Genomic DNA, 12,403 nt, shown 5'->3' on the forward strand with positions numbered 1-12,403 from the left:
TTACTGATAATTACATATCTTTATCTTACATTTAAATTCAAATACAATGAATACCAAAGAACAATTCCATAAAATCAAGGAAGCATCGAGAAAAATGCCTCTTTTACCTACCCAAAAGATTGATGAAATTCTATTAAAACTATCCATAGCAATCGTTGATTCCAGCTCTGCTATTTTAGCAGCAAACCAAAAGGATTTAGAACGAATGTCTGTCGAAGATCCAAAATATGATCGATTGTTACTAAATCATGAGAGAATAATCGGGATTGCAGGGGATGTAAAAAATGTTGCCAGATTAGATTCTCCATTAGGACGTACACTATCATCAAAAAGGCTCGAGAATGGTTTGCTGATTGAAAAGATAAGCGTGGCATTGGGCATTGTTGGTGTTATTTATGAAGCCAGACCAAATGTTACCATTGATGTTTTTGCGCTTTGCTTAAAATCGGGAAATGCTTGTGTTTTAAAAGGAGGAAGCGACGCCATATTCTCGAATCAAGCCATTGTGAAGATCATTAAAAACACATTGAAAGTAGAAAATGTCAATCCAGAAATTATTCAGTTGCTGTCACCAGAACGAGAAGCTGCAGTGGAGTTAATGAATGCACAAGGGTTTGTCGATGTTCTGATTCCACGCGGATCACAGAATTTAATCAACTCGGTTCGTGAAAATTCAAAAATTCCGGTAATTGAAACTGGTGCAGGCATCGTACACACCTATTTTGACAAAGATGGAGACCTCGAAAAAGGGAAAAACATTATTTATAATGCAAAAACAAGACGTGTAAGCGTTTGTAATGCCCTTGACTGTCTCATTGTTCATTCTGATAGATTAAAGGATCTACCTGAGCTGGTAAATCAGTTAAAAGATAAAAATGTAGAAATTTATGCTGACCAAGACTCCTTTGAAGTTCTAAAAGGCTCATATCCTGGTCAACTTTTACTTCAGGCAAGTAAGGAGTCTTATGGAACAGAATACCTAAGCCACAAAATGTCAATCAAAACAGTAAATGATTTTGAGTCTGCACTTAATCACATTTACAAGTACAGTTCAAAGCATAGTGAGGCCATAATAAGTGAGAATAAAGAAACCATAAAAGCCTTTTACTCAATGGTAGATGCCGCGGCTATTTATTCCAACACTTCAACTGCATTTACTGATGGTGCACAATTTGGACTGGGAACTGAAATTGGTATCAGCACACAGAAACTTCATGCGAGAGGACCAATGGCTTTGGAAGAATTGTGCTCATACAGATGGATTATTACTGGTGATGGTCAAATAAGAAGTTAAATTCCCATGCCCGAATGATCTGCATTATATTCGGGCTTTTTTTGTCCATTTTATCTTTATCATTGAACATTTTTTGGTTTATATTGTAATAAGAAAAACAATAATCCAATATAATGAATAATTACACCCTAATTTGGCTTAGAAGAGACTTAAGATTGCAAGATAATGCAGCGATATATCATGCGCTTCAATCGGAGAATAAACTTTTATTCTACTTCAATTTCGATACAGAAATATTAGATCAACTTGAAAACAGAAATGATGCCCGAGTAAATTTTATTCATACCGAACTTCAAAAAATTAATCAGCAGCTTTCACAACTTGGATCTTCCTTAATTGTAAAGCATGGGCCAGCACAGGAATGTCTATTCCAGGTAATAAATGAATATCCAATAGCGAAGATCTATGCAAATAAGGATTACGAGCTGTTCGCTACATCCAGAGACATGAACTGCAAAAGAATTTGTGAATCTCAACAAGTAGAATTTCAACTTTTTAAAGATCAAGTGATATTTGAAGAGCAAGAAATCCTTAAAAAAGATGGAAACCCCTATACGGTTTATACTCCTTACATGAAAAAATGGCGTTCTGAGTTCAATTCGAAGGAACACCTACCCTATTCCTATGAACTAAACTCTACGAATATTGCACAAGTTGAATTTACAGAAATACCACCCTTATCTAAAATTGGTTTCAGTGAATCTTCAATTGAGATTCCTGCCATTAATTTATCTGCGAATATGCTTAACAATTATGATGCTCGTAGAAATTTTCCTGCCTTAAAAGCCACTTCAAACCTGGGTATTCATCTTCGTTTTGGCACCATTAGTATTCGCCAGGCAGTACAAGAAGCATTAAAAGGTGATGATCAATTTTTAAATGAACTTATCTGGCGCGAATTTTTTATGCAAATCTTGGTCAATTTTCCAAAAGTTGAAAGCGAATGCTTTAAATCGGCTTACAACAATATTCAGTGGCTGAATAATGAAGAAGAGTTTGAACTATGGACAAATGGCAAAACAGGCTTTCCGATTGTGGATGCCGGCATGAGAGAATTAAAGGCCACAGGCAATATGCACAATCGCGTAAGAATGATTGTTGCCAGCTTTCTGGTTAAAGATCTTTTAATCGATTGGCGTTGGGGTGAAGCTTATTTTGCCAATCATTTGCTCGATTACGATCAGGCAGCCAATAATGGCAATTGGCAATGGGTTGCAGGATGCGGATGTGATGCAGCTCCTTATTTCAGAGTATTCAATCCCATTGAACAACAAAAGAAATTCGATCCCAATTTTGAATACATTAAAAAATGGGTACCTGAATTAGACACGGATTCCTACCCTAAACCGATGATTGATCACAAGTTTGCCAGGATTAGAGCATTAGAAGCATATAAAAAAGCTCTCAATACATTTTAACAGTTTATTGCCTGCAAAAAACCCCACCTTATTTCATAAATAATCAATTGTTTATGAGAATATTACGCATATATTCATAATTTTTACAGGAAAATTTTAACTTGCCCTGTAACCATTCTCATATTCCCAGGTAACCAATACAGAACAAAGAACAAAACACGCTAGCAATTAATTTTATTGTGAAAAAGAGAGATGACGAACAATTAATGATTTTGGTAAGATCTGGTGAATTGAATGCATTATCACCTTTGTTCGATAAATACCATATGAGACTTTATAATTTCTTTCTGAGATTGACAAAAAACCAATCCATTAGTGAAGACCTTGTACAGTCGGTATTTAGAAGAATATTGACCTATCGAAAGACTTATAACGAACAACACAAATTCCGATCGTGGATGTATCAGATTGCAAGAAATGTACACGCAAATTATTATCGGGATAATAAATTAGTGATTTCAGACTTTAGTGAACCTGAAAAAATCGAATATGAAACCGATTCGGCCATAGAAGAAATGGAAAAGGAATCCAGAAAGAGAATCTTATACGAGGCGATGGACAAATTACAAACGGATCAAAAAGAGATCATAGAACTCAGTCGATTTCAAGGTTTAAAATACCGAGAAATAGCCGAAATAACAGGCCTAAGCGAAACTGCTGTGAAAGTAAAAGCCCACAGGGCAATAAACAAGCTAAGAGAACTTTATTTTAAACTGGCTTAATTTAGACAAGAATGAATTGCAAATACATACAAGACCTTCAGATAGAATATTTAGAAAACAATTTGAATCAGGAACAGACCAATGAAGTTGAAAAGCATCTTTCCTCTTGTGAAAATTGTAGGAATGAATACCAATTTACCAAACAATTTTTGCATACGATAAATGATATTGAAGATGAACAGCCTAGCGCTAATTTAAGTACGAATTTCAACCAATTATTAGAAAAGGAGAAAGAAAATCAGCGCCAGGAATCGAATCAATTTACGGATCAAAAACAAAACAATTATAGGTTTGGTGAGTTCCTAAAATATGCAGCAGCTATTCTTATCATATTCGGAGTTGGTTTTTTATTGGGAAAAAACTCACCCTCCACCAATGATCAAAGCATGGAGATAGCAAGTTTGCAATCGGATTTGAATAACATGAAGCAAAATTTAACGATGGCTACTCTGAAACAACCAACCAGCAGTCAGAGATTAAAGGCTGTTAACATTTTGGAGAAGCAAGATGTCGCAGATGATAAAGTGCTCTCTGTATTGGTTCAAACCTTACAAAGTGATGCTAATGTAAATGTTAGAATGGCAGCAGCAAATGCACTAACCAAATTCGCACAGCATCCCTTGGTAAGAAATGCATATCTCGAAGCCTTAAAAAATCAAAAAGAACCTTCTATTCAAATCACTTTAATCAATATACTCATCGATATTCAAGAAAACAGGGCTAAAATTTTACTGGAGGAGATCATGAAAGAAGACAACAGCCTTCCGGTAGTTAAAAAAATGGCCAAAGAAGGAATTAAAGTTTTTGTTTAGAATAGATTTTGAAATACAATATGCCGGCAGCTCAATTAATATCAATTTTTAAAACATCGAATAATGAATACACTGAATAGACTCCTAATTATCTGCATCCTGATTACAGGAGCATTAAACCTTAAAGCTCAAAATTATGAATTGGCAGTTAGACAAGGTGATCAAATTTGCATTGAAAATCTTCTTGGCGAGATTAAAGTTGAAGAACACACTGGTTCAAAATTGATCATCGAGACGAATTATGAGAAAATAATTCCAGCACGAGCCAAAGGCTTAAAACCAATTTATGGTAGTGGACTGGATGACAATACTAATATTGGAATCAACTCATCTAAAGAGGGAGCAATCCTTACCTTAACGGGATTAGGTAAAGTTACCCAGCACAAATATTATTTCTTTAAAATCCCTAAAGGTGTAAACCTGAAAATTAACTGTAAAAGTCCATTTGCTTCATCAAAAGCCATTGAGATTAACAATTTCAGCTCAGAAATAGAAATCAATACCTTAATGCCGAGTGTCAAGCTAGATGAAGTTACAGGTCCTGTAATCCTTGATTTGATCAATGGTGATGTAGATATTAACTTTAATAGAATTAACCAGGAAAGCCCTATTTCTATCTCGGCAATTAATGGAACAGTCGACATTAAAATGCCATCAAACACTCCTGCCAATATAGCATTGAGCAGCATTAATGGTGAATTCTATACCGATTTTGACATTAAAGTTGATGCAAAAGAAAAGAAAGGTCTTTCGTATGTTGGTGGTGGCAATAAAATTAAAGCCCAAATTAATGGTGGTGGTGTAAACTTTAAAGTAAAAACCATCAACAATAACATTTACCTAAGAAAAAAATAGAGCCAACAGGCTGCTTCGGATCCTTGTTTCATTCTAACTCTTGCAAAGTAAAGAGTTAATCATTTTTTCCCTGGCAGCCTTTTTTGTGCCCTTTTGTTAACAGTTTCAAAACATCAGAAATATGAAAAAATCAATTTATGTCACATTATTGTTCATGATGACAACTGTGTTTGCTTATGGACAGAAAATTGTTGAAAAATCTGTAAAGATCTCATCAGAAGAGAAAGTCTCTTTGGAGTTTAAATTTGCTGATGACATTAAAATTTCAACTTGGGATAAAAACGAAGTGTATGTTAAAGCCTCTGTTAATATCAATGAAAATGAAGACAACGATGCTTTTCGATTTAATGTAAATTCATTTTCTAAAGGCATCGAAATCGAATCGGAAATTGAAAATATGGAAGATTTGCACAGAACCACAATCATTAAAAGAGAACAGAGCAAAGACGGGAAAACAGAAACCATTACAACCAATTCAATTGACATGGAACTTTTCTTTGAAGTAAAACTACCTCGAAATACCAGATTATCAATCAATACCATTAGTGGTAATATAAGCATTGTTGGCTTACAGAGCAAAATGGAGATTGAAACCATTAGTGGATTCATTGACCTGAGTCTACCAAGCAAGCAACAAGCAGATCTGGTTTTGAATACAATTACTGGTGAAATGTATACCGATTTTGAATTGAATACAAAAAACAAGGGAGAATTAAAGCATTACCGCAACGGTAAATTCTCTACATCATTAAATGGTGGCGGTGAGGAAATTTTCCTAAAAACGATAAGTGGTGACATCTTTCTACGAAAAGACAAGTAATACAACTACTTGGTTCCTTCTTTCCGAAGATTTGTTATTACCTTTTTTTACACAGCTTAAACCTTTGAGACAATTATAACTCAAAGGTTTTTGTTTGTTATAAGCCTTCTTTTAAATTCAATAATTACTCATTGTAAGAGTAGATTTAGTAGTTTTAGCTTTTCAAAATGAATTAACCTAAAATAGAAACAAAATTACACCTATGAATCTTGATTTTTATTCAAAACGCATACAGAATTTTAAAGAGGAAGTTCAGTTGCTAAAAAAAGCAAACCGCAAATATTCAGCAATTAGATTGTTTAGTGCAATTGGAGCTTTTGTTCTTTTTTATGTTATTCTTCCCTACTCAATGCCTGCAGCTATTTTTGTTGCTGCCATTTTAATTGGAGCGCTGGCCTATTTTGTTCGCAAATACAGCAGAAATGAGAAAAACATCAAGAGGCTTCTGAAATTGATTGAAATCAATGAAAATGAATTGAATTGCCTGGAAACAAGACATAGTGATCTCTATAACAATGGCAAGGAGTACGAAATACATAACCATCCTTACAGTTCCGATTTGGACATGTTTGGTGAACACTCCATTTACCAATTGATTAATCGTTGCGTAAGCAAGAGTGGAAATGACTGTTTGTCCTCCTACTTATCTGCTCCAGCCGACAACTCAACCATTGCCCAAAGACAAAAAGCCATTCAAGAGTTACGCAATAAAATCGATTGGCGCCAGAATATCATACAATACGGTTTGCAACGAAAACTAAAGACCGATGATCCTGATTTTGTAGGCGAATGGGGCAAAATGCCATCCCCTTTTCATGGCAATAGAAAATTATCACTGATCATCTCCATTTTACCATTTCTGTCGCTTCCAGCACTAGTTTATGCAATGATAGGTTCCTCAATTCCAATTTTATTTTTGCTAATGATTAGCATCTCGATTCACTACTTTAACTTCAAGAAGGTAGGCATTGCTCATAACAGTACCTCTAAGCGTGCAGATATGCTTAAGATTTATGCCAAAATTATAGAAGAATTTGAATCGGAAGATTGGCAATCGGAAAAACTCACAGAAATAAAGCAACAGCTTGCAAGTAATGACATCAAATCCTTCCAAAAAATTAGAAATCTTGGAAAACTAATTGAGCTCCTTGATCAGCGATACAACATGTTGGTTCAAATCCTATTCAATGCTCTTTTCTTTTACGAACTGCACTTGCTTTTCCGCATCGATAAATGGAAAACAAAGTATGGACATGAAATTGAAAGCTGGTTTGAGAGCATTGGTGAAATTGAAGCTTTAAGCAGCATGGGCAACCTTAGCTTTAATCATCCGGAATGGACCTTCCCAACAGTTGTTGAGGAGCATTTTAAACTTGAAATGAAAGAAGCCGGTCATCCAATGATTGATGAAAGCAAGCGTGTTTGCAACGATTATGAAATGAATGGTCCTGGAGTAGTTCACATCGTAACAGGATCGAATATGGCAGGAAAAAGTACCTTTTTACGCACCATTGGTGTAAATGTAGTGCTTGCATTGAGTGGAGCTCCAGCTTGTACAAAGCAAATGCTGGTTTCAAATGTTGAAGTAAATACTTCCATGCGAATTAAAGATTCGATTGAAGAAAATGAGTCATCCTTTTATGCTGAACTGAAAAGAATTCAACAAGTGCTTGATAAGGTAAACAAAAAAGAAAATGCATTGCTTTTACTTGATGAAATCCTTAGAGGAACCAACTCCAAAGACAAACATACAGGATCGGCTGCACTAATCAAGCAATTGGTGAAATACAATGCAGTTGGGCTCGTTGCCACCCATGATTTGGAATTGTCTGTTTTGGAAGATGAATTGCCTGGTCATGTGAAAAACAGATTCTTCGATATTAAAATCGATGGTGAACAATTGTACTTTGATTATAAAGTTCAGAATGGTGTTTGTAAAACTTTTAACGCACCTATTTTGATGAAGAAAATGGGGATTGAGATGGAGCTAATTAATGATTAATTATAAATGATTAATTTTTATACTTTCACTCCAAATTAGACACTGATTTACACGATATTTCACTTTAATTGGGATTATATGTATAGAATTTTGGCATAACTAAGAAATGAATAAAACTCAAAAACAACTTTTCAAATTAATTGGCAACTTATTATCGTTTAAAACTAGGGAAAAATATGGCTTAAAATATCAAAACATTGCTATTCTGGGATTAGTTTGCATTCTACCCATTTTCCATAGATATAATTCATTAGTAGTTTCTGTGAGCGAACTAATAATTGTTATCCCTTTAGTCAGTTTTATAGTTACATTTATGTTCTTTAAATATTATAAGAAGAATTTTGGTTTTATCTGGTCTCTTTTTCACAATCTTACAATTGGTCTACTTGTGCTTTTCGCTTTAATAACTATCAATTCAGCATATCAATCAGATCATATTAAATTCAAATCTTATAAAATTGAAAATGTAAAATTAGCAGATAATCATCAAAAAGGTAGTATGCGTGCACTACAACCAATTATAGCGATTGAAATAAATTCAATTATTAAGCACATTAAAATTCATCCTCAATACACTAAAGTTTCACTACATTCTGATAGCATTAAACTTGGAATTATAAAAGGCAACTTAGGTTATTCTGAAATTAAATCATTTGAGTTTATAAAAAAGTAAGATTATCTATATTATCACTATTGAAAGATTTATTCTGTTTCTAATTAAATTAGTTAATGTTTTGCCTTGCTATTAAAGGAACAGTAACTATTCAAGGCTAAAGTTGTTTTCAGAATTCTGCTTAAACTTTATAAAGGCATTTACTCTTTTGTTTGATTTTATTGTTCCCATTTTTGTTTTAATTTCCTTTGAAAAGGATGACTTATGATCAAATCTGCTGTGTATCAATTTATGATCAGCATTAAATACATTTTTTAATTGAATAAATCCTTTTGGATCTTGAAATGTATAGTTCAGGCTTATATCTGAAAATTTCTTTGCCATAAATGTGCCATGGGGCAATTTATACAAACTATCTAAAACAAATGGCTCCTTTGGTCTCAAAAGCATTTTATCAAAAATACTAATCAGATCTTCCGGGTTTAGATGATTTTTAATTTCCGGAACCGGATTGTATTCATTATCCACAGCAATTCTTGCCAAGGGCAATTTAAATTCGGATTGAAAATAGCAGCTGTCTGTTTTTATGATTGCAAATGTAAGTCCTTTAATTCTTTTGAGATGATGTAATGCTTTCTCTTGCCTGGCCACTGTTTTTCCACCAAATCTTATGCGCCCTGCATTTTCGCTTACTTTCTGAATCAACTGAACACTGTCTTTTTTTGTATCAAAAACAAAGTTTAGAAATGGTCCTGGTATGATATAACGAATATCCATAAGCTCAAAAGTGTACATACTATCCTGGCTTATTAGTTTCCAATAACTGGTACTTTGAAAGCTGGTTTTGTGCGTATTGATATTCATAGGTACTTTTTTAGATATAATGGTGTTTTTGTCCAATTCAAAAAAAGTGGTATCGTTTTGTTGAGGCAGTAACTGCACAAACTTTAGTTTGGTTACATTGGTTTGCTGTTGTGTCTTATTATTAGAACATGCATTACTTACAAATAGTAATAACAAGTAGAGCGCCGTTTGTTTCATATAATATGTGCTTACACAATGATTCATACTAACTGATTTATTGTATTAATTTCTTCTTATCCGTAAACTTACCGCTTAGCAAATTATTTATTTTCAATTGTTTGTTTTAACTCTTCCAAGCAAGTAGATATTTCGGGATACAATCTTTTATTTCTATCACCTCTATCCTTATCCAACAGCCATGAATGAATTAAATCGAGAGTTGATTCTCCCTTGTAATTCAATACCCTAAAATCTAGTCGACTGCTGTCTGATATTAATTCCTTTAAACATGCGCATGCATCTTTTTGAGAGCCCAAACTTAGATGGTTTAGATTTTGTATCATCTGCATTAATGGAGTGTTACCCGCTGAATTTTGACTATTCACATTCATTTTGGGATTACTTACTAAAGTTTTTACCAGAACCGTTGCATAGCCATCTACTGCGTAATGTAAGGCTGTCGCACCAATATAGTCAGGCAGATTTAGATCAATATCAGGGTTTTGCATCAGTTGCTTTACTAATTCTGATCGCAATTGCAGGTTCGATTGAATTTCTTTATCAGAATATCCATATGACCTGTTCTTTGTGTAACACAGCCAAGTTAGAGGCGTTCTTGCCAGTTGATTTTTGATTACATTAGGATTGGCGTTGTAATCCAAGCAAAGTTTAATGTTTTCCTTGTAAAAATCAACTTCATCTATTTTCGCATCAGTGCCTATTCGGTATACAAATTTCGATAATTCCTGCGATGCCCCATTATTATACTCTTCATTCGGTTTTAGCTTGTCAATAAGCTCTGTATTCTTATCATCTAACCAGTTTTTTCTACTTGCATAATCAAAGGCTGAAAAATTAACATTGTTTAAACTATTCAATTGTAGGTCATCTCGATTAAGAAACAGGCTGATTAACTCAATTCCTCGATCATTTATTCTATTTACTCCAATGTTGCCACTCATTAAGTACTGTTGCAGTGGGTTATTGTTATAGTAATAGTTACGAATGTTTACATCGACCTTTGGACTGTTCAATAGTAATTTTATAAGCTCAATTGGGTGATTACAGGATTTCTTTTCCTTTTCAAGATAATATGCACGCAAAGCGTAATGCAAGGCGGTATTTCCCATGGCATCCTGAATATTCGGGTTCGTACTGTCCAACGAAAGTGCTTCCTGTAATAGTGTTAGCTTTTGTCGGCCATTGATATGTTCCCACTGTTCAAATAAAAACAACTTGTGTAAGGGAGTCTGCCCCAATGAATCCTGCATATTCCAATAAGGAACTTTCCATCCTTTGTAGTTATCCTTAACACGAATTGTAATCTTCTTACACTCCCCTTGATCTACAATTTGGTTTTGATTTCTATCGGTAAATAGCAACAGATAGAATTCGCTTACCTTAATTTCCGACATGGCAGTGGAATAGCCCATAAAGTTTAGGGAGTCAATCTCGAACTCTAACTTAAGCATATCCCCCAACGAACCAAGTAAATTCACCCTCTTATTTTTCTCGTTCTGATAAAACAGATAGTGATGTGCACTTGAATTAAATCTCAGAGCTTCATAGCCTCCATTTTTGGCTGTAGCCATTCCAGTTCCCGGAGCAAAACACTCTATGGTGTCAATTGCCATACCTGTTTCCACCACAGGTAATCGTGATACATAATAAAATGCAGCAATGCGAGTAGCGTAAAACTTTTCGTTTGCTAAATCAAAGCGTTTATTGTAAAAACGAAGGGCAAATTTGCTTTTATCTATCTCTATCGTATCACTTTGGGTGGATATTGGCAATTCAGTACCGTTCTGAAAAACATAGACTGTGCTATAGTTATCGGAACGCTTACTTCCTTGTATTTTTAACATTGAGCATGATTGTAGTACAATCACAATAAAGATAAGCCCAATTAATCGTAACGAATATTTCCTCTTCATCCAGTAATTCTTCCTTCTCGGAAGGATAATTAGTACATAAAAAAATCCGAACCATACTGATTCGGATTTTTAAATTTCATAATGAATCTTTATGCTGTTTTTGCTTTTAAATTTCTGATAACGAAATAAGCTCCTAGTAAAACAAACGGTATACTTAACCATTGTCCCATATTCAAAGCCATTCCTTCTTCAAAGGCTTCCTGATTTTCTTTAATGAACTCGATGAAGAAACGAGCGGTAAAAATCAATACCAAAAAGGCTCCGAAAATCATACCTGAACGTTGTTTTGCATCTGTTTTCCAGTACATGTACATCAGAACTCCAAATGATATCAGGTAACAAATTGCTTCGTACAATTGTGCAGGATGACGAGGTGCTTTTGGATCTTCGATTGAAGCTCGTACAAACTCAAATCCCCAGGATACAGTCGTTTTCACACCAATAATCTCAGAGTTCATCAGGTTACCCAAACGAATGAAACATCCTGCCAAAGCAACTGGAATTACAACGTAATCTAAAATCCAAAGAATTGATTTTTTGCTTACCTTTTTTGAATAGAACCACAAAGCAGCAATAATACCGATTGCAGCTCCATGAGAGGCTAATCCTCCACGCCACACCTTTATTATTTCTGCAGGATGTTGCGAGTAAAATTCCCAGCCATAGAAAAAAACATGGCCTAAACGCGCTCCTACCACAGTGGCAATCATGGTATACAAGAACAATTTATCAAGCCATTCCAGCTTAATTCCATCCTTCTTAAACATTTTCTCAACGATATAGTATCCCAACAAAAAGCCAAGGGCAAAAAGTAATCCGTACCAACGAACGGAAAAGGAGCCAATTGTAAAAATTTCAGGTTTTATATCCCAAAGGATTGATAGTAACATATGAGTTATTTTTAGAGTTC

General features: G+C 34.5%; 11 protein-coding genes. 8 read left to right on the plus strand and 3 right to left on the minus strand.

Annotated features, from left to right (window positions below; translation table 11 throughout):
- The first annotated feature begins 46 nt into the window (after positions 1-46).
- From M0051_RS04030 to M0051_RS04065, 8 genes are all read left to right on the plus strand, one after another.
- On the plus strand, positions 47-1,294 hold the full coding sequence (locus tag M0051_RS04030) for a glutamate-5-semialdehyde dehydrogenase (protein WP_306740262.1): 1,248 nt from the start codon (positions 47-49) through the stop codon (positions 1,292-1,294).
- Between the two features lie 113 nt (positions 1,295-1,407).
- Positions 1,408-2,712: a deoxyribodipyrimidine photo-lyase gene (locus M0051_RS04035; RefSeq protein WP_306740263.1), complete on the plus strand. Its 1,305-nt coding sequence runs from the start codon at positions 1,408-1,410 to the stop codon at positions 2,710-2,712.
- Positions 2,713-2,891: 179 nt separating this feature from the next.
- Complete coding sequence (locus M0051_RS04040) at positions 2,892-3,434, plus strand: RNA polymerase sigma factor (protein ID WP_306740265.1); 543 nt, start codon at positions 2,892-2,894, stop codon at positions 3,432-3,434.
- Positions 3,435-3,445: 11 nt separating this feature from the next.
- Positions 3,446-4,246, plus strand: a complete 801-nt coding sequence (locus tag M0051_RS04045) for a HEAT repeat domain-containing protein (protein ID WP_306740266.1) — start codon at positions 3,446-3,448, stop codon at positions 4,244-4,246.
- 63 nt (positions 4,247-4,309) lie between these two features.
- A complete protein-coding gene (locus tag M0051_RS04050) occupies positions 4,310-5,101 on the plus strand; it encodes a DUF4097 family beta strand repeat-containing protein (RefSeq protein ID WP_306740267.1) in 792 nt (263 codons plus the stop codon).
- Between the two features lie 121 nt (positions 5,102-5,222).
- The gene (locus tag M0051_RS04055) at positions 5,223-5,921 is read left to right on the plus strand and encodes a hypothetical protein (protein ID WP_306740268.1); all 699 of its coding nucleotides are present in this window, start codon (positions 5,223-5,225) and stop codon (positions 5,919-5,921) included.
- A 202-nt stretch (positions 5,922-6,123) separates the two neighbouring features.
- A complete protein-coding gene (locus M0051_RS04060; RefSeq protein WP_306740269.1) occupies positions 6,124-7,923 on the plus strand; it encodes a hypothetical protein in 1,800 nt (599 codons plus the stop codon).
- A 106-nt stretch (positions 7,924-8,029) separates the two neighbouring features.
- Positions 8,030-8,596: a hypothetical protein gene (locus M0051_RS04065; protein WP_306740270.1), complete on the plus strand. Its 567-nt coding sequence runs from the start codon at positions 8,030-8,032 to the stop codon at positions 8,594-8,596.
- An 87-nt stretch (positions 8,597-8,683) separates the two neighbouring features.
- Here the strand turns inward: M0051_RS04065 and M0051_RS04070 are convergent, their stop codons facing one another.
- The 3 genes from M0051_RS04070 to lgt all read right to left on the minus strand — a co-directional run bounded on the left by M0051_RS04070 (position 8,684) and on the right by lgt (position 12,383).
- Positions 8,684-9,577, minus strand: a complete 894-nt coding sequence (locus tag M0051_RS04070; RefSeq protein ID WP_306740271.1) for a hypothetical protein — start codon at positions 9,575-9,577, stop codon at positions 8,684-8,686.
- A gap of 83 nt (positions 9,578-9,660) precedes the next feature.
- Entirely contained in the window at positions 9,661-11,424 is a 1,764-nt protein-coding gene (locus tag M0051_RS04075; protein ID WP_306740272.1) for an ankyrin repeat domain-containing protein, read from the minus strand.
- A gap of 158 nt (positions 11,425-11,582) precedes the next feature.
- Positions 11,583-12,383, minus strand: coding sequence for a prolipoprotein diacylglyceryl transferase (gene lgt / locus M0051_RS04080; protein WP_306740273.1), 801 nt, complete (start codon positions 12,381-12,383; stop codon positions 11,583-11,585).
- Positions 12,384-12,403: the final 20 nt, after the last annotated feature.

The sequence above is a fragment of the Marinifilum sp. D714 genome (assembly GCF_030851345.1).
GTDB lineage: Bacteria > Bacteroidota > Bacteroidia > Bacteroidales > Marinifilaceae > Marinifilum.